The sequence below is a fragment of the Nereida ignava genome (genome assembly GCF_047114695.1).
Taxonomy (GTDB): Bacteria; Pseudomonadota; Alphaproteobacteria; order Rhodobacterales; family Rhodobacteraceae; genus Nereida; species Nereida ignava.
On the sequence record NZ_CP112885.1, the window covers coordinates 137004 to 159464 of the forward strand.

Annotated in this window: 21 protein-coding genes; 9 read left to right on the top strand and 12 right to left on the bottom strand. The window is 56.8% G+C overall.

Going from position 1 to position 22461, the window contains the following annotated elements; translation table 11 throughout:
* Positions 1-148 precede the first annotated feature (148 nt).
* Together OLX08_RS00640 and OLX08_RS00645 are read left to right on the top strand one after the other, a co-directional pair.
* Positions 149-1063, top strand: coding sequence for a TRAP transporter small permease subunit (locus tag OLX08_RS00640; protein WP_391481828.1), 915 nt, complete (start codon positions 149-151; stop codon positions 1061-1063).
* A gap of 20 nt (positions 1064-1083) precedes the next feature.
* Complete coding sequence (locus OLX08_RS00645) at positions 1084-3438, top strand: TRAP transporter large permease (protein WP_391481829.1); 2355 nt, start codon at positions 1084-1086, stop codon at positions 3436-3438.
* 116 nt (positions 3439-3554) lie between these two features.
* Here OLX08_RS00645 and OLX08_RS00650 read toward each other — a convergent pair whose 3' ends face one another.
* The gene (locus OLX08_RS00650) at positions 3555-4370 is read right to left on the bottom strand and encodes an arginyltransferase (RefSeq protein ID WP_391481830.1); all 816 of its coding nucleotides are present in this window, start codon (positions 4368-4370) and stop codon (positions 3555-3557) included.
* A 74-nt stretch (positions 4371-4444) separates the two neighbouring features.
* Entirely contained in the window at positions 4445-4888 is a 444-nt protein-coding gene (locus tag OLX08_RS00655; protein WP_391481831.1) for an RDD family protein, read from the bottom strand.
* A gap of 135 nt (positions 4889-5023) precedes the next feature.
* Between OLX08_RS00655 and OLX08_RS00660 the strand changes: the two genes are divergently transcribed.
* Complete coding sequence (locus OLX08_RS00660; RefSeq protein WP_391481833.1) at positions 5024-7873, top strand: bifunctional [glutamine synthetase] adenylyltransferase/[glutamine synthetase]-adenylyl-L-tyrosine phosphorylase; 2850 nt, start codon at positions 5024-5026, stop codon at positions 7871-7873.
* Complete coding sequence (locus OLX08_RS00665) at positions 7866-8138, top strand: hypothetical protein (RefSeq protein ID WP_048597705.1); 273 nt, start codon at positions 7866-7868, stop codon at positions 8136-8138. The genes OLX08_RS00660 and OLX08_RS00665 overlap by 8 nt, the downstream gene beginning before the upstream one ends.
* A 12-nt stretch (positions 8139-8150) precedes the next feature.
* Here the strand turns inward: OLX08_RS00665 and eda are convergent, their stop codons facing one another.
* On the bottom strand, positions 8151-8792 hold the full coding sequence (eda, locus tag OLX08_RS00670; RefSeq protein WP_391483153.1) for a bifunctional 4-hydroxy-2-oxoglutarate aldolase/2-dehydro-3-deoxy-phosphogluconate aldolase: 642 nt from the start codon (positions 8790-8792) through the stop codon (positions 8151-8153).
* Between the two features lie 241 nt (positions 8793-9033).
* A complete protein-coding gene (gene edd / locus OLX08_RS00675; protein ID WP_391481834.1) occupies positions 9034-10839 on the bottom strand; it encodes a phosphogluconate dehydratase in 1806 nt (601 codons plus the stop codon).
* A 154-nt stretch (positions 10840-10993) separates the two neighbouring features.
* Between edd and OLX08_RS00680 the strand changes: the two genes are divergently transcribed.
* Together OLX08_RS00680 and OLX08_RS00685 are read left to right on the top strand one after the other, a co-directional pair.
* Entirely contained in the window at positions 10994-12223 is a 1230-nt protein-coding gene (locus OLX08_RS00680; protein ID WP_391481835.1) for an RSP_2647 family RNA methyltransferase, read from the top strand.
* Positions 12220-12762, top strand: a complete 543-nt coding sequence (locus OLX08_RS00685) for an RSP_2648 family PIN domain-containing protein (protein WP_391481837.1) — start codon at positions 12220-12222, stop codon at positions 12760-12762. Before OLX08_RS00680 ends, OLX08_RS00685 begins: the two co-directional genes overlap by 4 nt.
* Before the next feature lie 23 nt (positions 12763-12785).
* On the opposite strand, the gene OLX08_RS00690 is transcribed toward OLX08_RS00685, so the two are convergent.
* From OLX08_RS00690 to OLX08_RS00715, 6 genes are all read right to left on the bottom strand, one after another.
* Positions 12786-13475 (bottom strand): M48 family metallopeptidase, encoded by a 690-nt coding sequence (locus OLX08_RS00690; RefSeq protein ID WP_391481839.1) that lies wholly within the window; start codon positions 13473-13475, stop codon positions 12786-12788.
* Positions 13476-13659: 184 nt separating this feature from the next.
* Positions 13660-13989 carry a hypothetical protein gene (locus tag OLX08_RS00695; protein ID WP_391481841.1) on the bottom strand — a complete coding sequence of 110 codons (330 nt, stop codon included), beginning with the start codon at positions 13987-13989 and terminating at the stop codon, positions 13660-13662.
* A 219-nt stretch (positions 13990-14208) separates the two neighbouring features.
* Complete coding sequence (locus tag OLX08_RS00700) at positions 14209-15390, bottom strand: vWA domain-containing protein (RefSeq protein ID WP_391481843.1); 1182 nt, start codon at positions 15388-15390, stop codon at positions 14209-14211.
* Complete coding sequence (locus tag OLX08_RS00705; RefSeq protein ID WP_158441636.1) at positions 15390-15563, bottom strand: hypothetical protein; 174 nt, start codon at positions 15561-15563, stop codon at positions 15390-15392. Before OLX08_RS00705 ends, OLX08_RS00700 begins: the two co-directional genes overlap by 1 nt.
* Before the next feature lie 6 nt (positions 15564-15569).
* Positions 15570-16931, bottom strand: coding sequence for a DUF2927 domain-containing protein (locus OLX08_RS00710; protein WP_391481845.1), 1362 nt, complete (start codon positions 16929-16931; stop codon positions 15570-15572).
* A 179-nt stretch (positions 16932-17110) separates the two neighbouring features.
* Positions 17111-17959: an AAA family ATPase gene (locus tag OLX08_RS00715; RefSeq protein ID WP_391481846.1), complete on the bottom strand. Its 849-nt coding sequence runs from the start codon at positions 17957-17959 to the stop codon at positions 17111-17113.
* Positions 17960-18198: 239 nt separating this feature from the next.
* Here OLX08_RS00715 and dksA point away from each other — a divergent pair, with 239 nt between their 5' ends.
* Entirely contained in the window at positions 18199-18621 is a 423-nt protein-coding gene (dksA, locus tag OLX08_RS00720) for an RNA polymerase-binding protein DksA (RefSeq protein ID WP_048597372.1), read from the top strand.
* Between the two features lie 114 nt (positions 18622-18735).
* Positions 18736-19905 carry an FAD-dependent monooxygenase gene (locus OLX08_RS00725; RefSeq protein WP_391481848.1) on the top strand — a complete coding sequence of 390 codons (1170 nt, stop codon included), beginning with the start codon at positions 18736-18738 and terminating at the stop codon, positions 19903-19905.
* 20 nt (positions 19906-19925) lie between these two features.
* Here OLX08_RS00725 and xth read toward each other — a convergent pair whose 3' ends face one another.
* Both xth and OLX08_RS00735 read right to left on the bottom strand, forming a co-directional pair.
* On the bottom strand, positions 19926-20705 hold the full coding sequence (gene xth, locus OLX08_RS00730; protein ID WP_391481850.1) for an exodeoxyribonuclease III: 780 nt from the start codon (positions 20703-20705) through the stop codon (positions 19926-19928).
* Positions 20706-20784: 79 nt separating this feature from the next.
* Positions 20785-21111 (bottom strand): HesB/IscA family protein, encoded by a 327-nt coding sequence (locus OLX08_RS00735; RefSeq protein ID WP_391481851.1) that lies wholly within the window; start codon positions 21109-21111, stop codon positions 20785-20787.
* A gap of 77 nt (positions 21112-21188) precedes the next feature.
* Between OLX08_RS00735 and OLX08_RS00740 the strand changes: the two genes are divergently transcribed.
* Positions 21189-22322, top strand: a complete 1134-nt coding sequence (locus OLX08_RS00740; protein ID WP_391481852.1) for a deoxyguanosinetriphosphate triphosphohydrolase — start codon at positions 21189-21191, stop codon at positions 22320-22322.
* Positions 22323-22461 lie beyond the last annotated feature (139 nt).

Here is a 22461-nt window from a genome sequence, read left to right on the forward strand (position 1 = left end):
TGCGTTGGCCGCTCCAACTTTTACCGCATTATGATCTGACTGCATCCGCAACCATGGCCCATGGGCATTGGGGTTGCGTGGCACATCATAACTGCGCCGAAATTATTACGAGCCGCCGCTCCACGACTTGAAGGCATAGGGGAATATCATGCTCGACGGGATCATCTGGTTTTTTCAAAATATCGCTTTGGCGTTTTACAACATCGGCTACGCGCTGTTGAACACTTCAAGCTGGCTTGACTGGCTGACGTGGGACAACACCACCGAAGACAAACAATCCCTGATGCGGTTCATTTATTACGGCGGCTCTGTTGAGTTGTTCTTCGCGATCTTCACCCTGTTTATCTGTGTGACCATCGCGGGCTTGCTGTACCGTCCATTCATGTGGGGCTGCGTGCGGGTATTTGAAGGGTTCGCAAACGCCGTGGGCCGTTTCTTTGCATGGGCCGGCCTTTTGATGGTGCTGCAACAAATCGTCATCGTATTCATGCAGCGTATTTTTGCGGCTTCCGAATTGTCATTCGGGTTTGGCAAAAGCTTTGCCTTTGACATCAGCTGGTGGTCTGAGGAGCTAAAGTTATACAACGCCATCGTGGTGTGCCTGTGCGCGACATATACGTTTGTGCAGGGCGGTCACGTGCGTGTTGACTTGGTCTACTCAGCCGTTTCATTCCGCACCAAGCGCATCATTGATATGGTGGGCAGCATCATCTTTATGATGCCAGCGGCGGTGCTGACGTGGATGTACGGTTGGTATTTCTTGTGGCGTCACCTTGTGGTGCCGAACCCATCCGCCTCCGACAGCCTTGACCGTTTGGTGAACAAAGCCCGCGCGCTGCGCTGGAATGTTGAGACCATCGGTTTCTCGCCCAACGGGTTCAACGCATATTTCATGTTCAAGATTTTGCTGATCGTCTTCACGGCGATGGTCTTTTTGCAGGCGATTACCTTCTTTTACCGCAGCTACCTTGAGTTGCGCGAAGGTCCCGAGGCCGAAGGCAAAAACCTTGACCGTGATAAACTTGGCGATGCTGACGCAGAACTCGCCGCGAACATCCATTAAGTTAAGAAAGATCTAGAGACATGTTATTCGGACTTGATGGCGTAGAAGTCGGCCTGATCATCGTATTCCTGACGCTCTTTGCGGGCATTTTGTCAGGCTTCCCCGTGGCTTTTGCAATCGGTGGCTCTGCCGTTATCTCATTCGGGATCATCGCGGCACTCGATAGCAACGGCCTGCTTATTCACCAAGCAATCGACAAAGACAGCGCGCAATACGCGGCCCTTCTGGCCGAAGGGATACGCCCTGAGGCGGTCTCGATTTTCCGCTACCCTGAGTTGCCGCGCATTGGAGAGCCTGTGTTTTTGCAAGGGTGGGAAGTCGCCCTTGATCGTAACGTGTCGTTCATTGTGAACCGCATCAACGAACGTGTTTTGGCAGGCCAATCCATTGAAACGCTGTTGGCTGTTTTGATGTTTGTTCTGATGGGCATCACCCTTGAGCGGTCGAAAATTGCGGATGATTTGCTGAAAACCATGGCACGGGTGTTTGGCCCGCTGCCCGGTGGTTTGGCGGTGTCCGTGGTTGTGGTTGGTGCTTTCCTTGCGGCGTCCACAGGTATTGTGGGAGCAACCGTTGTGACCATGGGGCTTTTGTCTTTGCCGACAATGCTCAAGAACGGTTATTCGCCGCAGCTTTCGACAGGTGTGATTGCGGCCTCTGGCACATTGGGTCAGATCATTCCGCCGTCCATCGTGATCGTGTTGCTTGGGACATTGGCTGGGGACTTGTACTCGGCCGCGCAAGAAGAGCGTGCCCAATTGGTGGGATGTTCTGATGCGCTGACATATCTGGGTGAGCCTGCGGTTGTCTCTGTGGGCACGTTGTTCCAAGCGGCGCTGTTGCCCGGTATTTTGCTGGCGATGCTTTATGCGGGCTATGCGTTTGTCTACGCGCTTTTCAACCCGTCCAAAGCGCCAGCGGTCCAGATGGGCAGCAGCAACAGTGAGCCGATCACCCGCTCTGAGGGGCTGACATGGTTCTTGGGCGCGCCGATCATGTTGATCGGTGGTTTGATCCTGTTCGTGAACATCGGCCTTGTCGGCAGCCAGTCAACAATCGTTGACAGCTACACCGACGCCGGCAGTACCGCAGACCTTCGCACGTCTGTTGGCCCTGAATGTGCCGCGGCCATGATTGATCTGCACGGTCAAGCCAAATGGGACGAAGCGGTCGCACAACAGCAAGCCATCGATGATGCGGGGGGCGTGCAAGAAAGCCGTCAGCTGACACCGGAAGAGCGTGAGACGTTGATCCTTGAAAAGATCGAAGCCGCTGCGCCAATCGGCACAGGTTTGGCTGTTTCAATGATGTTGCTGGGTCTGGTTCTGACCACTGCACGCGGTGTTGCGCCATCAGCTGGCCGCTTGCCGTTGATCGCAGGAACACTCGGCGCATTGGGCGTGCTTTTTGTTGACGTCGCTCTTTTGGGGCCCACCACATCTGCGGGTGCACGGCTGTTGCTGATCGCATTGCCTCTGGGCCTTGCCCTTTGGGGATGTGCGGGGGCGCTGAAGATGCTGGCTAAGAACGAGTTGCTGCGCGTTGTCTTCCCGCCGCTTGTGTTGATCATTGCGGTGCTTGGCTCAATCTTGGGCGGTATCACCAACCCGACACCTGCTGCGGCACTTGGTGCGGGCGGGGCGATCATGTTGGCCGCGTATCGCCGCCTCGCGGATGAGGGGCGTTCGGGCAAGATGATCTTGATGACCACTTTTGCGATCATCGTGTTGATCCTTGTGGGCGTGAACTTTGATCTGCGCTTGGGTACGGGCAACACCAGTGTCGAGACCGTCTTTGCGTTCATCGTCGCTAAGGCTGCGTATCTATTCGCGATGTTCGGCATCCTGTTTGCCTGTTGGGTGCTGTTTGCGGGCGGGGTCCTTAGCCCCGTGGTGCGCGAAACCGCCAAAGTCACCTCGATGGTGTTCACCATTTTGATCGGCTCACAGCTGCTTAACCTTGTGGTGATCTCGTTCGGTGGTGAGCACTATATCCAACAGTTCTTACGCTCGTTCGACAACGAATGGACCGTGTTCTTGCTGGTTATGCTGGTGCTGTTCATTTTGGGCTTTGTTCTTGATTTCCTAGAGATCATCTACATCGTCATCCCGATTGTGGGGCCGGTCATTTACGGCGGCACGATGGATCCGAAATGGGTAACAATCATGATCGCTGTGAACTTGCAGACCTCGTTCCTGACACCACCGTTTGGCTTTGCGCTGTTCTACCTGCGCGGCGTGGCCCCGAAGGAAGTCACCACTGGCCACATCTACCAAGGTGTATTGCCCTTCGTGTTGATCCAAGTGGCAGGGCTGGCGCTTTTGGCGGCGTTCCCAAGCGTGGTGACAATCGTGCCGAACCTGATTGGTAACTGATTAAATCAGACCTGAAAATGACAACGGCCCTGCAGGAAACTGCGGGGCCGTTTTCATTTGGTTGCCAGGATGATGGGCGATCAGTCAGCCTTGGTCAGCCGTCTTCATACCGCAGGCTATACTTTTGAAGACAGCGTATCAGGCAGCGAGATATTCGCGACTTGTTCGGCAATAGGATCAATGGACAGCGGGTGCGTCTCTTGCTCAAAATCGGCCACGTTGTTCATGGTTTCCCACGCACCACCACGGTAGACCTCAAGGCCCGAGAACTTCGCCTTGTAATCCATCTTGGGCGATCCGGGCACCCAATACCCAAGGTAGACATATGGCAGGCCTGTTTCCCGCGCGATCTCGATATGATCAAGGATGATGTGCATCCCGGGCGAGCTTGGCGCCGCATCAGGCGCAAAAAACGAATAGACCATGCTCAGCCCGTCATCGAGCAGATCTGTCAGGCAAACGGCGGTCAAAACCTCGTCGCGGGTGTATTCAATCACGCGGCTGCGCACGGGCGTTTCTTCGACCATGGCGGCGAACTCGAATATATCCATATCAGCCATGCCACCATCTGCGTGCCGCGTATCCAGATACGCACGAAACAGGGCAAATTGTTCTTCGGTTGCCCAAGGGCTTGTCACGCGGCGGCGCATATCTTTGTTGCGGCTCATCACGCGTTTCTGGCTTTTGCTCAGCTTGAAATCAGCCACTTTGATGCGCGCGGACAAACACGCGGTACAATCGGCACACGACGGCCGGTAAAGTACATTTTGTGAGCGGCGAAAGCCTTGCTTGGACAGCCCGTCATTCAGCTTTTCTGCGCTTTCACCCTGCAATGCGGTAAACAGTTTACGCTCCATCCGACCCTCAAGATAAGGGCAGGGCTGCGGTGCGGTCACATAAAACTGTGGTGCAATTGGCAGGGTGTGGCGCATTAATAATCCAATTCTTGAACACGCAAACCCTAGCAAGCGAAAACAGTCTCGCCAACCCCTGTCTGCGTGGTGCGTTAACGCGAATGTGCAGCGTGGTTAATGGCCACGGTCCCCAGCAGATGGTCAGTCGCTCCTTGGCGCTTTTCGCTGATCAACATCAAGACGATCGAGATCAACTGCAACACCGGCACCCCGAATGAAATGACATATCCCAAAGTGTGCAAAAACGCGGTTCCGGCATCAAATTTGGTGCCCTTGGCAGTGCGAAATTCTATTGCCACCACCCCCATGCCCACAGTGGCTGAGCGGCGCGCCAACGTGACCACGCGGTAGATAAAGCTGACAGAAAAGAAGACTGCAAAGAAGATGAAAAAGCCAACCCCAAGCGTAAGCAGACAAAGCGCGATCGATATGGCCGCGATGATAAGCGTATCAATCCCCCACGACAGCAAGCGTTTCAGCGGTACATCCGCGTAGAACTCTGCTTGATCGACGGGATCGGGAAGGGCGCTGTGCATAGGCAGATATCCGTGTGGTTTCACTTGTTATGTGCAATTATGTGGTTGTTTGGGGTGTTTCGATAAAGGGCATCCGCTCTTTTTGATCAATTGTTGTCCTTGACCAATCACGGCGCGCGTATCACGTTGTTTTATATGAAGTTTACAGACGCTATCACCCGTATGCCACGCGCCTTTGACCCTGATCGCGGGGCTGAACGCGCTGTTCTGTTCGATGGCCCTTTGTCGGATGTGGTCGCCGGTGCTGCGGGATGTAGCCCATACCTAAGCGGGCTGATTGGCAAGCATCACGAGTGGCTTCAGGGCGCTTTTGCGGACCCTGAAGCGGCCCTGCGCGCCGAATTAGCGGCAGTAGCGGGCTATGCCTCAAACGTACCACTGAGCGAGTTAAGTCCGTCTTTGCGCCGGTCAAAAGGGCGGATTGCCTTACTTACGGCACTTGCGGACCTGGCCGGTGTCTGGCCGCTGGAAAGTGTCACAGCCGCGTTGACCCACCTTGCGGACGCGGCACTTCAAACGGCCCTCGATGCAGAGTTCGCGGCCCGTTTCAAAAGGGGGCATCTGCCGTGGTTGACCGAGGATGATCTGGCCACAAACGGTGGCTTGGTTGTGCTCGCGATGGGTAAGATGGGCGCGTTTGAGTTGAATTACTCAAGCGACATTGATCTGATTTGCCTCTTTGATGACAGCCGCTATGCCCGTGATGATGTGGCCGATGCGCGCCACGCATTTGTGCAGATTATCCGTGCGGTGACCAAAACGATAAGTGCGCAAACCCGCGATGGTTACGTCTTTCGAACAGACCTGCGGTTGCGCCCTGATGCGGCGGTGACGCCCGTGTGCATGTCAATGTCAGCAGCAGAGCTTTATTACGAGGCTGAGGGGCGCACATGGGAACGTGCGGCCCATATCAAGGCGCGGGTGTGCGCAGGCGATCATAAAGCCGGAGAGGCTTATCTTGAGCGGCTTCGACCTTTTGTTTGGCGCAAGCATCTGGACTTTGCAGCAATTCAAGACGCCCATGATATGCGCCTCAAAATTTGGGCACATAAGGGTCTGGCAGGGGCTATTTCATTGCCCGAGCATAACGTGAAACTGGGCCGTGGCGGTATTCGCGAGATTGAGTTTTTCACCCAAACACAGCAGTTGATTGCAGGCGGGCGCGATCCTGATTTGCGTGTGCGTGGAACCTGTGCAGGGCTTGATGCTATTTCGTCAAAAGGTTGGGTTAGCAATGAGTTGGCGGGTGATCTTAAAGTAAAATACCGCGATCTTCGGGATGTTGAGCACCGCTTGCAAATGATTGCTGATGCGCAAACCCACGTGTTGCCCCGCGATGAAGAAGGCTTCAGCCGGCTTGCCGCCATGATGGGCGAGGACGTGGCACCGCTAAAGCAACGATTGCAGGACTTATTTGAGAGTGTTCACAGCCGTACAGAGGCGTTCTTTGCGCCAGAAGCGCCTGCCGAAGATGGTTCTATCGCAAGTATCAAAGCGACCGATCAGGAAAGCGACACATCTACAGTTCCGAACGATTTTGGCCAAGAAACAATCGCCCGTTGGCCCAGCTACCCCGCAATGCGATCTGCCCGCGCTACAGAAATTTTTAACCGCCTGCGCCCGTCTATTGTGGCTAAATTGGCCCAAGCCGCACGCCCCGAAGAAGCGCTTGCGCATTTCGATGGGTTCTTGCGCGGCCTGCCCGCAGGTGTGCAGGTCTTTTCCCTTTTTGAGGCCAACGCTCCGCTGGTGGATTTGCTGCTTGAAATCTGCGCGACGTCACCCGCGCTTGCGGCGTATCTGGGTCGTAATTCCAACGTGCTGGACGCGGTCATTGCGGGTGATTTCTTTGCGTCGTTCCCAAGTGACGCGCAGCTAAGTGACATGATTTCCGATGATCTAGCGGCCTGTGGGGATTATGAGGCGGTGCTGGACACAGCGCGACGGATTAAGAAAGAATGGCACTTCCGGATTGGCGTGCATCATCTGCGCGGTGTGATCGATGCGCAAATGGCCGGTGCGCAATACGCGTCCCTTGCCAAGGCGTTGGTTGGCGCGCTTTGGCCGCGGGTCACGGCTGAGTTTGCGTCAAAGCATGGCGCGCCGATGGGGCGCGGAGCGGTTCCAATTGCCATGGGGTCTCTGGCTGCGGGTCAGTTAAACGCGAGCTCGGATCTGGATTTGATTTTGATCTATGACGCGGACCCTGATGCGATGTCTGATGGTCCAAGGCCGTTGCAGACACGAACATACTTTGCCCGGCTTACCCAAGCGCTGATTACGGCGTTGACGGCGCAATTGCCGGAAGGGCGGCTGTATGAGGTGGACATGCGGCTGCGTCCTTCGGGGCGGCAAGGGCCTGTGGCAAGTGGTTGGGCGTCTTATGCGAGCTATCAGAAAGAAGAAGCATGGACGTGGGAGCATCTTGCCTTGACGCGCGCGCAAGCACTTGGTGATGGGGCGTTGGCAAAGGACTGGAACGCTTTGCGCGGTGATATTTTGCGGGACACGCAAAAAGACGTGCTGGGTGATACAAGCGATATGCGGGCGCGTTTGGCGGGGGCGAAACCTGCGAGTGATCCGTGGGACGTTAAAAATGGTGCTGGCGGCGTGCAAGATATTGAGCTGTTCGCCCAAGCCAGTGCGCTGAAAGCGGGGCTTGATGACGTACCACGCGATACGTCGGCGCAACTGGCGACAACAGTCGCAAACGGATGGTTGAATGACGCGGACGCGCGCGCCATCACCGCAGCTTATAAGACCCTATGGGCCGTGAAAGCGATGCAGGCCGAGTTGAGCCTGGGGCCGTTTGATGCAGCAAAAGTCGGGACGGGCGCGGTTGGCGTTCTAAATGGTATTTTGGCTGCGGGTTCCGAGGACGAGGCGCTGGCAAAAGTGGCTGAGGCGCGGCAAACGGCGCGTGCATGTATTGAACGGATTATGCCCCTTGGGGGCGCAAAAGATGGGGCAGGCGGCAATGATTGACTTCAAGTTTTTGGACCCACGCGGATTGATCCAAGAAAGCTATAAAATTGATGGGATCAGCGCGCCTGAGTGCCGCTCGATCTTTCTGGACTGGGCGCTTGGGCTGCCCGCGGGTGTCGCGATGCAAGATTATATCAAGCCGCTTATTGATCACTACGGGCAATCAAACGGAGATCATCCGATGACGCAGACGCTGCGCGAAGGCCTTGAAACAGCCCCCGCCACAGGACGGCGTGGCGGGCGTGCCGCGCGTGTCGCTGAATAAACAGCTAAGTGATTACCGCTTAAGTGCTGCGGCTTCGCGGGCCAGTTCTTCAATCGCGGCCCAGTCTTTTGCGGCGATCAGATCGGCAGGGCAGACCCAGCTTCCGCCAACGCAAAGCGTGTTTGACAGTCCAAGGTATGTAGGTGCGTTTTCGGGTGTGACACCACCCGTTGGGCAAAATGAGACCTGTGGCAAAGGCGCGCCAATTGCTTTGAGTGCGGGAGCACCGCCATTTGCCTCGGCTGGGAAGAATTTCTGCACCGAATAGCCAATTTCGAGCAGCGCCATGGCCTCGGACGCGGTGGATGCACCGGGCAACAGTGGCAGCGCTGAGATTGCGCATGCCTCAAGCAATTTTGGCGTGGCACCAGGTGAGACACCGAACTGCGCGCCGGCTTCTTTTGCGGCTTCTACGTCTGTGGGCGTCAAAAGTGTTCCGGCGCCAACAGTGCCGCCCTCAACTTTGGCCATCTCGCGGATCGCGTCGAGGGCAGCGGGGGTTCGCAACGTCACTTCAAGGGCGGGCAATCCGCCGGCCACAAGTGCTTCGGCCAAAGGACGCGCGATTGCGGCGTCGTGGATGACAAGCACGGGCACAACCGGTGCCAGTTCACAAATTGCGCGGGTGTGGTGGCTGGCGTCGAGTGGGCTCATCATGGTGGTATCCTCTTCGGGGTATTTGGTGCCGGAAAGTAACGTGGGTGCCTCCGGCGGGGATATTTTTAAACAAAAGAATTGAAACAGTAAATTAACTTAAGCTTTGTATTCGGGAGCGGCAGTACAGGCGGGGACGCCGATGGCTGTAACAAGAGAAGGCCCCACGGGACTTTTGCGCGCATGCGTATCGGTCTCGGGGGCTGATCTTCTTTTGTTCATAAATATCCAAATCCCGCGTTTACACAACAACGCCGGCGCCAGAGCTGGCAGGGCCAACGTTGGCACGAAATACCTCAAACATCTCGCGGCCAACGCCGAATGTGTTGCTCTCAAGGTCTGGTGTGGCTGCTGTGCGTGCGTCAACGCCTTCGGTCAGCACATCTAGGGTCCCGTTTTGCGCATCGACCCGAACGATATCGCCGTCTTGCAGCTTTGACAAAAGACCGCCGTGAAGCGCTTCGGGTGCTACGTGGATCGCCGATGGGACTTTGCCTGATGCGCCGGACATCCGGCCATCTGTAACAAGCGCCACTTTAAGGCCACGGTCTTGCAACACTGCCAACGTTGGGGTGAGCGAGTGTAATTCGGGCATGCCGTTTGCCGCAGGGCCTTGGAAGCGCACAACGACAATGGTGTCTGATGTGAACTCGCCTTTTTGGAAGGCCGTTTTTACGTCATGCTGGTCTTCGAAAACACGGATGGGGGCTTCGACAATCTGACGTTCGGGTGCGACGGCGCTGACTTTCATCATGCCGTGCCCAAGGTTGCCGCGCAGCTGCTTTACGCCGCCTTCAGGCTGGAATGGATTTGAGACAGGGCGGAGAATTTTCTCGTTTTCACTTTTTGCAGAGCCTTCGCGGTACTCAAGTTTGCCGTCCTGCAACACAGGCTCTTGTGTGTAGCGCGACAATCCTTTGCCGACGATTGTATCCACATCATCGTGCAGTAGGCCAGCGTTCAACAGCTCACCGATCATGTAGCCAAGCCCACCTGCAGCGTGGAAATGGTTCACGTCCGCGAGGCCGTTGGGGTATACTTTTGCCATCAATGGCACCAACGCCGAGATATCCGCAAAGTCCTCAAGCGTAAGGTCAATGCCCGCCGCGCGCGCCATTGCAGGCAGGTGCAGCACAAGGTTTGTTGAGCCCCCCGTCGCCATCAGCCCGACGATGCCATTCACAAACGCCTTTTCCGAGAGCACATCGCAGGCGGGGGTGTAATTATCGCCAAGTCCTGTGATGCCCAGGGCCGTTTTCGTAGCATGTTCGGTGAGGGCTGCGCGAAGTGGGGTGTTGGGGTTCACGAAAGACGCGCCGGGCAGGTGCAGCCCCATGAATTCCATCAACATTTGGTTGGAATTCGCCGTTCCATAAAACGTACAGGTGCCCGGGCCGTGGTAGCTTGCCATTTCGGCGGCCATCAACTGGCTGCGGTCAATGTCGCCTGTTGCGAACTGTTGGCGCACGCGGGCTTTTTCATCATTGGGCAAGCCACTGGTCATCGGGCCTGCTGGCACAAAGACCGACGGGATATAGCCGAATGTACCGGCAGCAATGATAAGACCGGGCACGATTTTATCACACACACCCAAATACATCGCCGCGTCATAAGTGTTGTGTGACAGGCCAACGCCTGCGGCCAATGCGATCACATCGCGCGAAAACAGCGACAACTCCATGCCAACTTGGCCTTGGGTTACGCCATCACACATGGCCGGAACGCCGCCCGCAACTTGGGCAGTGCCGCCGTGGGTGGCTGCGGCGGCTTTGATCAGATCAGGGAATTCTTTGAACGGCTGGTGGGCCGAAAGCATGTCATTGTAGGCAGTGATGATGCCAATGTTGGGGGACTGCTCATCAAGAAGACGGTCCTTTGCGTCGCCCATCGCTGCATAGGCATGGGCTTGGTTGCCACAGCTCAGGTGGCCGCGTTTGGGGCCAATGTCTGCGGCTTTGCGCATACGCTCAAGATATGTCCCGCGCCGCTTTTCTGATCGGGCAATGATGCGGTCTGTCACGGCTTTGAGGGTTGGGTTTAGCGACATGTGGCAGGCTCCATCGGCTTAGACGTCTGTTATTCACCCGCGTTCTAGCGATGTTTGCGCTAACAAGTCCAGCAGTTTCAGTATGTGGGACACAGTTTGCCGCAGTTTGCTATGATGCTTGGCCAATTCAATTGTGTGCTTTAAGGGAGGCATCATGACACAAACCACCACAGATGTGCCCGCTTCACCCAGCGATCTTCCCGTAGTTCGACTGAAACCAAAATCCGACGCCCGTGCCATCAGGTTTGGCGCGCCGTGGGTCTACGCAGAGGATTTGGTGACGGATCGGCGCACCAAAGCCTTAGGCGCGGGTAGCTTGGCCATTTTGGAAGACGCAGACCGCAAGCCATTGGGCCTTGTGGGGGTCACGCCCGACAGCCAGATCATCGCGCGCGTGCTTGACCGCGATGTGACTGCCACGATTGATCAGGCGTGGTTTGAGGCGCGCCTGCAGACGGCGTTCGAGCACCGCAAGCGGATGTTCGATGCGCCGTTTTACAGGCTGATCCACGCAGAGGCCGATGGGCTGCCCGGTGTTATCATTGACCGGTTTGGCGATGTAGCGGTGGTGCAACCCAACGCCGCTTGGGCCGATGCGCGGATTGCGCAGCTATCAGCCGCGCTACAATCGGTGACGGGCGTGAGCTGTGTGATCAAAAACGCCTCGGGCCGTGCGCGCGGGCTGGAAGGGCTTGATGACGTGTCCGAGGTTCTTGCAGGCACAGCGCCGGACGCGCCATTGGAAGTCCCGATGAACGGCGCCATTTATCTGGCGGACGTTATGGGCGGTCAAAAAACCGGTCTGTTCTTTGACCAAAGACCAAACCACGCGGTAACGGCGCGGCTGTCGAAAGACGCACGGGTGTTGGACGTGTTTTCCCATGTTGGCGGTTTTGGGCTTGCGGCGCTGGCGGCGGGTGCGCAAAGCGCCACGTGCGTTGACGGTGCACAGCCCGCGCTTGATCTGGCCCAAGGCGGTGCGGATGCCATGGGCATGGGCGACAAGCTCAGCACGCGCAAAGGGGATGCATTTGCCGTTCTTGAGGCGCTAAATGAAGAAGGCGCGCAGTTCGACGTGGTGGTCTGTGATCCGCCCGCGTTTGCGCCGTCGAAAAAATCGCTCGATCGTGGGTTGCGCGCCTATGAGCGGGTGGCAAAACTGGCGGCACCACTTGTGGCCGAGGGCGGATATCTTGTGCTGTGCTCATGCTCGCACGCAGCGGATGTGCATAAATTTGCGCGCTCATCGGCGCGAGGCATCGGGCGGGCAGGGCGCCGCGCCCAGCACATTCACACAGGGTTTGCAGGACCAGATCATCCGTTGATGCCACAGCTTTCGGAAAGCGGATACCTGAAGGCGCTGTTTTATCGGTTGCTGCCGTGAAAGCGCTAATCGACGCCTGCGTTCTTTATCCAACCGTGATGCGCGAGGTGGTCATTGGTGCCGCCCGCGCGGGGCTGTTTGAGCCGCAGTGGTCCGAACGGCTGTTGGAAGAATGGGCCCGCGCTGCGGCGCGCCATGGGTCAAGTGACGAGGTCGCTGCGCGGTCTGAGGCGGTGATGCTGAATGCGCATTTCACACGCGCCCAGATACGGCCCAAAGACGGTGATTTGGCGCGGCTTTGGCTGCCTGACCAGAACGATATTCATGTGTTGGCTGCGGCCATCGCAGGCTCGTCTGATGTGATCATTACCAACAATGCAAAAGATTTCCCGCGCAATATTCTGGCAGAAGAAGGCGTTTCGCGCGCGGACCCCGATCAATTCTTGTTGGGGCTGTGGCATGCCAACCCTGAGGTCATGGCTGACGTCGTTGAAGGGGTGCGTGCCCAAGCAGACAAGCTGTCAGGCAGTACATGGACCACGCGGGGGCTGTTGAAAAAAGCGCGTCTGCCGCGGTTGGGCAAAGCGCTTCAGTCCTAAAGGGTCTGCTGTCTTATTGGGCGTTACTTTTGCACCGCATCCCATTTGGCGACATTTGCCTCAATCGCTTTGATCCGTTCTTCGGTTTTAGGGTGGCTAAGCAACCACGCAGGGCTGCCGCCGCGTGCGCCCGTTAGTTTTTCAAGCTTGGTGAAAAGCGTCTTTTGCGGTTCAACCCCGATGCCGGATTTGTGCAACAACGCTGAGGCATATGCGTCCGCCTCATATTCATCGGTACGTGAAAGCCGTGCTGCGATCAGCGATGTCAGCATCCCCGCAATCCACGGGCCGACACCTGGAATAAAGCGCCCTAAAACCATGGCCAATGCTGTGCGCAGCGCATTTTGGCCCGAAAAATCAATCATTCGGCGGCGCGAGTGACCCAAGGCGACGTGCCCCAATTCATGGGCGATGACTGATGCCATTTCCGCGCCTGTGACCTCGCCGGCCTGAAATTTCTGATAAAACCCACGTGTGATGAAAATACGCCCGTCAGATGCGGCCAACCCATTGACGGGCTCGATCTCGTAGATGTGCACGCGGATGCGCGGGATATCGAGCGCCTTGGCCATTGCCGCTGTGTGGGTTGTCAAAATCGGATCAGCAAGCTCGGTGCTGTTGCGGTCAAGCTCGCGGGCCGTGCGCCACGCAGAAAAGCGCACCATGACATAGCCATAGGCAAGCGCCAAAAGGATGGGGGCAAATTTCAACATGCTCTTTATATGGGGCAGTGTGGGCGGGCTTGCCAGTGTTTGGTGCAAACTTCTGTATGGCAATAAAAAGCGCCCTCGCTGAAGATGGCGAACCCAAGGCTGGCCTTTCAACAAGGGCGCGGTAACGGCGATACTTTTTGCGACGGCGCAGCAGCCTTAACCGCACGCGCCGTCTGGGGGGACGTTAGAACCGCCGTTGATCAAACAGGTGCTCGCCTACTTTTGCTTCGCGGGCCGAGACTGTCAGCACAAATGCTTGGGCAGGATCGGCTTTCTTGGCGTTTGCTTTGCGCAAGATATGCGTCAGCTGCGCTGTGTTGTTATCGGCTTTGGCTTGCACGATTTGCATCAAAACAGCCTTTGGGTAGACGCCTGGCTCAACGCCTGCTGAACGCGCAAGCTGATCTGCGCTGGCGGCGGTTGCCGCGCCAAGGGACGCGCCCAATCCAAGCACCAGTGCAAGGGCTGCGTTTTTGAATGAGTGACCATTAAGAAGGGTCTGTGAACGTGTCATCGTGAGGTCCTCCTTTTACATTTGTTGGGCCACCTCCGACCCTGTCAGGTGACAGGCGGGGTAGTCTTCCGTGTGAACCTGCATCAGCATATGGGCTGCAAAATGCGCCCTGTCACCCTGCGCCACGGCCTTGTGATCCGTGCAGGGCTGCACATCACAGTTTTGTGTGGGAAATGGCGTTAAGGCGCGTTGATTGTGACGAAAAAAGCCTGTGACAGCTTAGCCAAGCAGCTTCATACCGCGCGTCAGCCCCTCGGGGGTCATTGGCACCATTTGATTTTCGAATATCTCGCGGATCATTCCGATGGATTGGGTATAATCCCAGTAGGCCTCGGGCACAGGGTTGATCCAGAGGTGATCGGCCCACTGCGCGCGCGCACGGTTGAGCCATGTGTGACCGGCCTCATCGTTCCAATATTCATTCGCGCCGCCGATATAGGCGATTTCATAGGGGGACATGCTGGCATCGCCGACGAAGATGCATTTGTAGTCGGGTCCATATGTGCGCAATATTTCCGCCGTTGGAATTTTATCGTCCCACCGGCGTGCGTTGTCGCGCCACATGCTTTCGTAAAGACAGTTGTGGAAGTAAAAATGTTCAAGCTGTTTGAATTCCGATTTTGCAGCACTGAACAGCTCTTCGACCACTTTGATATGGGCGTCCATTGATCCGCCAACATCAAAGAACAGCAATACTTTTACGGCATTGCGCCGCTCGGGGCGGGTTTTGACATCAAGGTAGCCGGCGTTGGCCGTGGCGTTAACAGTTCCGTCCAGATCAAACTCTTCGCTTGCGCCATCACGCGCCCACCGCCTTAGCCGTTTGAGGGCAACTTTGATATTACGGGTGCCCAATTCGACACTGTCGTCGAGGTTGCGAAACGTGCGCTTGTCCCAAACTTTGACCGCACGTTGGTGGCGGCTTTCGTTTTGCCCGATGCGCACACCTTCGGGGTTATAGCCATGCGCACCAAAAGGCGAGGTGCCCGCAGTGCCGATCCACTTGCTGCCCCCTTGGTGGCGGCCTTTTTGTTCCTCAAGGCGCTTTTTCAGTGTGTCCATCAACGCCTCAAAACCGCCAAGCGCCTCAATCTCTGCGCGCTCTTCAGGGCTAAGGTGCTTTTCGGCCATTTTGCGCAGCCATTCGTCAGGGATATCAACTGCGTTCAGCACGTCTTGGGCACTTATCTCGTCAAGGCCGGAAAAGCTGGCTGCAAAGGCACGGTCGAACTTGTCCAGATGCCGCTCGTCTTTGACCAAGGTAAGCCGCGCCAGATAGTAAAACCCGTCTGCGTCATATGTGGCAAGACCCGCTGCCATACCGTCTAGAAACGCCAAAAACTCGCGCAGGGTCGCAGGGACCCCGTGGCGTCTTAGGTTTTCGAAAAACGGCAGAAACATCAGCGCGCGGCGAGCGTTCCGCCCACAGTCATGATGATAAATGCAATGACGCCCCACACGAAAAAGTAGTGCACCATGTCTTTGCGCGCACCGCCGCGCAGTTTAGCAATGATCGCGCCAAATATGCCGCCAACGATGAATGCCAAAAGCATAAGAAGGGGGAATGAGATCATCGGGAATTATCCTCCGCTGCGCCAAATCTGTGGAGAGAGCGAGGCGATCTCTTTGAGGCGCGCGCTCACTTCTTTCTCTGTGCCAAACCCGTAGCGCGCCCACCCCAAACTGTCCACCCTGACAAGCTGTGCTGCCGATGCGCGGCCTTGCTGGCTAAGACCTTCAGCCTTCAACATCATGAGTGTCGCCAAAAGTGCCGCGTTTTCAGAGGTTTGTGCGGCGTTTAAGTGACGATCAACCCACGCCACGGCGGCTTCGCCGTCCCCTTGAGTGAGCGAAAACGCGGCCATGTGGACGCCAACATGGGCGCGTTGTAGTGCCGCATCAGGAAGGGTGGCATAGATCGCATCCGCTTGGCGGAAGTGGCTGAATGCACGGGCATTGTCACTGCCCATATGCAGCCTGCCTTTGATGAAATGGCCCAAGGCACTGCGGGCATCGGTCCAACCTTCTGCTTGGGCAATGCGCATGGCCTCATTGATGGACTTGATACGCGCAGGCACGCTGCTGCGCCGCGACAGCGCCGTGGTGACAGCGTCGCTCCACGTGCGCGGCGTTGATGTGCGTTGGCGGTTGCCAATGCCTTGCCCGCGCGGGTTGAGGCGGGCCAGAATAGCGGGCAGTCTTGAGCGCACTTGGGCGGGGCTCATGCCGCTGCGCAACTCGGGCGCATAGGTCGCACGCAGGATCAGCATGTCAAAACCGGTCAAAACCGTATGAAAGTTGTCATCGTTAAAAGTGCTGTCTGAAAGGCGGTAAAGGTCATTTAGCGGGCCAAGACCTTGGGCCACTTCTTCATGCAAACAATCGCGCATTTCTTGGGGGCTGGTGCCTGATGGCAAAAAGACCGCAATGCGCGAACGGGTCTGTAGTTGCGTCCAATCAAGCGCGTCACTGCGGCGCGCCTTTTTATAGGCGTCCCACGTTGCAACGCCCGGCACCACAAAACACGCAGCGTTGGGCACAAGGCTTTTCAGTTGGCGGGCAGGGATGATTTCGATGTTGATCTGTGCGTTGTCTGTGTCAGTGCGGCTGATCGGGATGCCAGCCTCATTGCGCAGACGGCGCAGCAATGTCTCAAGATCACGGGTGATGGTGGCGGGCAGGTCGTCGCCGGACAGGCGTACCTCAATCGGGCCCTCAAACCGCGTGAACACCGGTACAGTGCGGCCACTTTCAAGCCGGAACGTCAGGTCCATGAAATCACGCGCAATCTCGCGGTTTGACCGAACGGGGCGGCGCGGGCGCGGCGTGGCAAAGACCTTAACCGCAGGCACATCGACGGCCGCGCGGCTGGTGACTGAATTTGTATTGGTCGGGGCACAAGAACTAAGGGCAAACAAGCCCGCAAACACAATTGACCGCATTCAGGTAACGCCCCGCAACATAACAACTACGATGGGCGAAATGGTCTTGGATTGCGGCAATTCTGGGGTGCGCGCGCGATCATGGCGCGGCATTTGGACAAAGCTGTTGGCTTTTTTGGGCGGGCCCGCGTGTGACGCTCTGCGCCGTGTTAAATGAGGGGCCGCGCCGCGCACGATGCTTACCGCCGCCCTGTTTGGCTGCGCGCCATAAACGCGAGCCGTTCGAACAAATGCACGTCTTGTTCGTTTTTCAAAAGCGCGCCGTGAAGTTTTGGTAGCGCATTGGCGCCGTCGCGTTTCAGGTCCTGTGCCGTCAGATCTTCGGCCAAGAGCAGTTTCAGCCAATCCAGCACTTCCGAGGTTGATGGCTTTTTCTTCAGCCCGTCCGTTTCGCGGATTTCATAGAACTGCGTAAGGGCCGCGTTCAGCAAATCACCTTTGATCGTAGGATGGTGCACCTCAATGATCTGTTTCAGCGTCTCGGGGTCTGGAAAGCTGATGTAGTGGAAAAAACAGCGTCGCAAAAACGCGTCTGGCAGCTCTTTTTCGTTGTTTGATGTGATGATGACGATGGGCCGGTGCGTGGCCTGAACGGTTTGGCCGGTCTCATAGACATGGAACGCCATTTTATCGAGTTCTTGCAGCAGATCATTGGGGAATTCGATGTCTGCTTTGTCGATCTCGTCAATCAACAGCACCACCCGTTCGGAGGCGTCAAAGGCCTCCCAAAGCTTGCCTTTGCGGATATAATTGCTGACGTCGTTTACTTTCGGATCACCCAACTGGCTATCGCGCAGGCGGCTAACCGCATCATATTCGTAAAGCCCTTGTTGGGCACGGGTGGTGGATTTGATGTTCCACTCGATGATCGGTGTTTTCAGCGCGCGCGCAACTTGAAGGGCCAGCTCCGTTTTACCGGTACCTGGTTCGCCTTTAACCAAAAGGGGACGCTGCAATGTGACCGCCGCATTTACCGCAACAGTCAGGTCGTCCGTGGCCACATAGCCATCGGTGCCTGTAAATTTCATATCTGCCTCATGTATCGCGCGATTTTCGCGTCGTTGTGGATAACTTATCAGTTTAGTTCATTCAGGCAACAAAAAGGTTGCGCAAACATTCAGATGTTAACTTGTTATCAAGGGCTGTGATGCAGTTTTTGGCCGAATTCGACCTTGGCAGGCGGGGGCGTTTGCGCTAGATGGGCACGTGAACCGCTGGCCTTTACATGTATCAGGGGCGCGGCATGATTACTGAGGGAAGCTTTACTATGAAAGCAGAGACCTTTCTGCCAGACGACTATCGCCCCGCCGAGGACGAGCCTTTCATGAATGACCGCCAGCTTGAGTATTTCCGCCGCAAGTTGCTTGCGTGGAAGCACGATCTGCAATCTGACACACGCGACACCATCGAAGGTTTGCAAGATGGCACGCGCAATATTCCCGACGTAGCCGACCGTGCGTCCGAGGAAACAGACCGCGCGCTTGAGCTGCGGACACGTGACCGTCAGCGCAAACTGGTCTCAAAAATTGACGCCGCTCTGCGCCGTATCGATGAGGATGAGTTCGGGTACTGCTCTGTTACTGGTGAGCCGATCAGCCTTAAGCGCCTTGATGCGCGCCCGATCGCAACCATGAGCCTTGAGGCGCAGGAGCGTCACGAGCGCCGCGAAAAAGTACACCGCGACGATTAAGGCAAAGCGCCGCATGATCGGTAATTGATAATGAAAAGGCATCACCGGTAGTTCGGTGGTGCCTTTTTCTTTTGCCGCTTTGCACCTGCACGACGCGCGGGCTATGACGGGGTGATGAAAAGTGAACTTCACCACATGCAAATCGATGTTGTCGGCGGCGGCGTAGCAGGGCTTGCCACAGCGCGCGCCGCGGCGATGCGCGGGGCAAAAGTACGCGTGTTTGAGCAAGCACCCGAGATCCGCGAAGTGGGTGCGGGATTGCAGCTAAGCCCGAACGGGATGCGCGTGATTGATGCGCTTGGGCTTGGCGCGGCACTTCGCGACACTTCTCTTGAGGGGCGCGGGGTTGTTTTGCGCAACCAGCGCGGCAAACAAGTGCTGCGCATGGATTTGACCAGCGCCGATGGTACGTTTTTGATGGCCCATCGCGCGGACCTGATCGCGGCTTTATCACATGATTTGGCTGGCTTAGGGATTGATCTTAATCTGAATGCACGAATTGAGGCGGGCAGTGCGCGTCATACAGAGCGGGCACTCACAGTTGCGGCCGACGGCGCGCGCTCGGGTCTGAGGGCGGCTCTTGGTGGTGATGCCGCGCCGTTTTTCACGGGGCAAGTGGCTTGGCGCGCGATTATTGGTGCACATCCCGACGAGCCCGCCGAGGCGCAGGTTTTCATGGGCGCTGGCAGGCATTTGGTGAGTTACCCGCTGAAAGGCGGGCGGCGCAATATCGTGGCTGTGCAAGAGCGCAGCACGTGGGCCGCAGATAGTTGGAGCACCCCCGATGACCCAGAGGCGCTTCGTGCGGCGTTTGCAGACTTCGACGGCCCCGTGCCAGAATGGCTGTCGCAAGTTGAGAAGGTGCATATCTGGGGGTTATTTCGGCGGCCTGTTGCGCAGAAATGGCATGGTTCTGTCAATGGTGCATCTGCGGTTCTGGTTGGGGACGCGGCCCATCCAACCTTGCCGTTTTTGGCCCAAGGCGCGAACCTTGCGCTGGAAGACGCGTGGTGTTTGCCAGCGGCGTTGGCACAATCTCTATCGGTGGATCAATCTGGCGCAGGGGTGCCGGGCGGTTTGCAATTGTTCCAAGACACCCGCCGCGCGCGTGTTGTGCGCGCAATTGAGGCGGCAAATGCTAATGCGCGAAACTATCACATAGAAAACAAGGCGCTACAGGTTGTAGCTCATGCAGTTTTGCGAGGTGGTTCCGCCATTGCGCCATCTGCGGCCGTCCGAAAGTTCAATTGGCTCTATGGCTATGATGTGACAGCGGCATTTTAGTCGCTCTGTAAAAGTACTGCCTAGATGTCCAGCTCGACCCATATCGGCACGTGGTCCGAGGGCTTCTCGCGGCCGCGTACATGGGCGTCTACCTGACAATCTGTCAGCAGGTCAGCGGCTTGGGGCGACAGCAAAAAGTGGTCAATCCGGATGCCATCATTGCGGTTGTAAGCGCCCGCTTGGTAATCCCAAAACGTGTATTGTTCGGGGGCCGCGTTGCGCGCACGAAACGCTTCTGTCAGGCCAAGGGCACACAGTTCGCGAAATTTGGTACGGCTTTCAAGACGGTAAAGTGCATCATCCGCCCACGCCGCAGGGTTAGCGCAGTCTTCGGGTTGTGGGATGATGTTGTAATCACCGGCCATCAAAAACGGCATATCTTGGAGTAACATATTCTTTGCATGGGCAATCTGGCGGTCCATCCACGCAAGTTTATAGTCGTATTTAGGCCCAGGCACCGGATTGCCATTGGGCAGGTATAGCCCGCAGATACGGATCGCTTGCTTGCCAACAACAGTCGCTTCAATCCACCTTGCCTGTTCGTCGGTCTCGTCGCCCGGTAGGCCGCGCTGGATGTCCTCAAGCGGTAGTTTTGACAAGATCGCCACGCCATTGAATGACTTTTGACCGTGGGTTTCCACGATGTAGCCAAGGTCTTCGATCGGCTCGCGGGGGAATGCCTCATCCACGGATTTGATCTCTTGCAACACGGCCACATCGGGCTGTGCCTCAGATAGCCAATCAAGAAGGGCGGGCAGGCGGGCTTTGATCCCGTTGATGTTGAAGCTTGCGATTTTCATGAGGCACTTGTGCCACGGGCCACGGCGGGCGGAAAGCGCTTTTTGCGCCTCTGACGGGCCTTATCGCGCGGATTGATCGCTACATTGAAAAGCTGGTGCCGCAGCCGCATGAGCTGGTCGCGTTGGGGTTGTTGATGACGAACCGCGCGCCAATCAATTCCTCTTCGAAATCAATCACTGCATCGGCCAAAAACGGCAAAGACACCGGATCAAGCACCACGCTTTCGCCCGCGCCGCTGAGAACCAGATCATCGTCTTTGGGGGTGTCGAGGTCGATTTCGTATTGAAACCCAGAGCATCCGCCGCCCTCTACTGCGATGCGCAGCACTTTACCGTTTGCGGCAGCGCCAATTTCGGCAAGGCGTTCAAACGCGCGGGACGTGACGGTTGGGGGCAGTGTGAGCATGGCAAAGGCACCTGTTGTGACATCAGACACCTCACCATATAAGACCGCAGGCAGGCATCACAAGAGACGGCAGACACATGACGGCACTTTACGCGTCCACCCCCGACGATAGTCGCGGCAGGTTGGTCTTTGAACAGGAATACGACTTCCGCTCTCCTTTTCAGCGCGACCGCGACCGCATCATTCACGCCAGCGCATTCCGCCGCCTCAAACACAAAACCCAGGTTTTTGTAGAGCACGAAGGCGATGCGTATCGCACGCGGCTGACCCATACGATCGAGGTGGCACAGGTGGCGCGCACGATGGCGGGGGCACTGGGCCTTGATCTTGATCTGACCGAGGCGATCGCGCTGGCCCATGATCTGGGGCACACACCGTTTGGGCACACAGGAGAAGACGCGCTGGACGCATTGATGCAACCTTATGGTGGGTTTGATCACAATGCGCAGGCGCTAAAAATCGTGACCTCGCTTGAGCGGCACTATGCTGAATTCGATGGGCTAAACCTGACGTGGGAGTGTCTTGAAGGGATTGCAAAGCATAACGGCCCCGTGCCGCAGCCGTGGCCATTTGCGCTGTCGGAGTACACCGCGCGTCACGATCTTGAGTTGCACACCCATGCCAGCGCCGAAGCGCAGGTTGCGGCCCTGTCGGATGATATTGCCTACAACAATCACGATCTGCACGATGGTCTGCGCGCGGGACTTTTCACCGATGACGATATTTGTGCGTTGCCGATTGTGGGCGATGCTTACGCTCAGGTGGATGCGGCCTATCCGGGTCTTGCGCCTAAACGGCGCCGTCACGAGGCACTGCGCCGCGTTTTTGGCGTGATGGTCGCTGATGTGATCAAAACCTCACGCGGGTTGTTGGAGGGGATAACATCCGCTGATCAAGTACGCACCAACGGCGCCCCTGTGGTGCAGTTTTCAGCCAGTTTGTGGGCGGATTTGAAAGTTATCCGCGCGTTTTTGTTCAAACAGATGTACCGCGCGCCTGAAGTGGTTGAGATGCGCAAACGTGTGACGCGCGTGGTTGAGGGGCTATTCCCGCTCTATATGGCCCGCCCCGAGTTGTTGCCCAAAGAGTGGGCCGAGGACGTGGCCGCCGCGACCCAAGATGTGGAGCGCGCCAGATTGGTGGCCGATTATATCGCTGGCATGACAGACCGTTTTGCCTTGGCCCAAGCCGAGGCGCATTTGGAACTTTAACAAAGCTGCATGCGCGGCGTGGCGCGCGATTTGTTGACCCTAGCGTGCAGCGTGGTAAGGGAATGCTAACGCGCCATGCCGCCTAATTTGCGCCGCTCGCCATTGGTGGACGCGCCCGAGTGAAGACACCGGAAGATAC

What these genes read in the sequence shown, in the direction of transcription:
- OLX08_RS00680 (WP_391481835.1), top strand. Translation starts at nt 10,994, where the DNA reads ATGACACAAACCACCACAGATGTGCCCGCTTCACCCAGCGATCTTCCC.
- dksA (WP_048597372.1), top strand. Translation starts at nt 18,199, where the DNA reads ATGAAAGCAGAGACCTTTCTGCCAGACGACTATCGCCCCGCCGAGGAC.
- OLX08_RS00665 (WP_048597705.1), top strand. Translation starts at nt 7,866, where the DNA reads ATGATTGACTTCAAGTTTTTGGACCCACGCGGATTGATCCAAGAAAGC.
- OLX08_RS00695 (WP_391481841.1), bottom strand. Translation starts at nt 13,989, where the DNA reads ATGACACGTTCACAGACCCTTCTTAATGGTCACTCATTCAAAAACGCA.
- OLX08_RS00650 (WP_391481830.1), bottom strand. Translation starts at nt 4,370, where the DNA reads ATGCGCCACACCCTGCCAATTGCACCACAGTTTTATGTGACCGCACCG.
- OLX08_RS00705 (WP_158441636.1), bottom strand. Translation starts at nt 15,563, where the DNA reads ATGATCTCATTCCCCCTTCTTATGCTTTTGGCATTCATCGTTGGCGGC.
- OLX08_RS00725 (WP_391481848.1), top strand. Translation starts at nt 18,736, where the DNA reads ATGAAAAGTGAACTTCACCACATGCAAATCGATGTTGTCGGCGGCGGC.
- OLX08_RS00640 (WP_391481828.1), top strand. Translation starts at nt 149, where the DNA reads ATGCTCGACGGGATCATCTGGTTTTTTCAAAATATCGCTTTGGCGTTT.
- OLX08_RS00740 (WP_391481852.1), top strand. Translation starts at nt 21,189, where the DNA reads ATGACGGCACTTTACGCGTCCACCCCCGACGATAGTCGCGGCAGGTTG.
- OLX08_RS00715 (WP_391481846.1), bottom strand. Translation starts at nt 17,959, where the DNA reads ATGAAATTTACAGGCACCGATGGCTATGTGGCCACGGACGACCTGACT.
- OLX08_RS00645 (WP_391481829.1), top strand. Translation starts at nt 1,084, where the DNA reads ATGTTATTCGGACTTGATGGCGTAGAAGTCGGCCTGATCATCGTATTC.
- edd (WP_391481834.1), bottom strand. Translation starts at nt 10,839, where the DNA reads ATGTCGCTAAACCCAACCCTCAAAGCCGTGACAGACCGCATCATTGCC.
- OLX08_RS00690 (WP_391481839.1), bottom strand. Translation starts at nt 13,475, where the DNA reads ATGTTGAAATTTGCCCCCATCCTTTTGGCGCTTGCCTATGGCTATGTC.
- OLX08_RS00735 (WP_391481851.1), bottom strand. Translation starts at nt 21,111, where the DNA reads ATGCTCACACTGCCCCCAACCGTCACGTCCCGCGCGTTTGAACGCCTT.
- OLX08_RS00700 (WP_391481843.1), bottom strand. Translation starts at nt 15,390, where the DNA reads ATGTTTCTGCCGTTTTTCGAAAACCTAAGACGCCACGGGGTCCCTGCG.
- xth (WP_391481850.1), bottom strand. Translation starts at nt 20,705, where the DNA reads ATGAAAATCGCAAGCTTCAACATCAACGGGATCAAAGCCCGCCTGCCC.
- OLX08_RS00660 (WP_391481833.1), top strand. Translation starts at nt 5,024, where the DNA reads ATGAAGTTTACAGACGCTATCACCCGTATGCCACGCGCCTTTGACCCT.
- OLX08_RS00655 (WP_391481831.1), bottom strand. Translation starts at nt 4,888, where the DNA reads ATGCACAGCGCCCTTCCCGATCCCGTCGATCAAGCAGAGTTCTACGCG.
- eda (WP_391483153.1), bottom strand. Translation starts at nt 8,792, where the DNA reads ATGAGCCCACTCGACGCCAGCCACCACACCCGCGCAATTTGTGAACTG.
- OLX08_RS00710 (WP_391481845.1), bottom strand. Translation starts at nt 16,931, where the DNA reads ATGCGGTCAATTGTGTTTGCGGGCTTGTTTGCCCTTAGTTCTTGTGCC.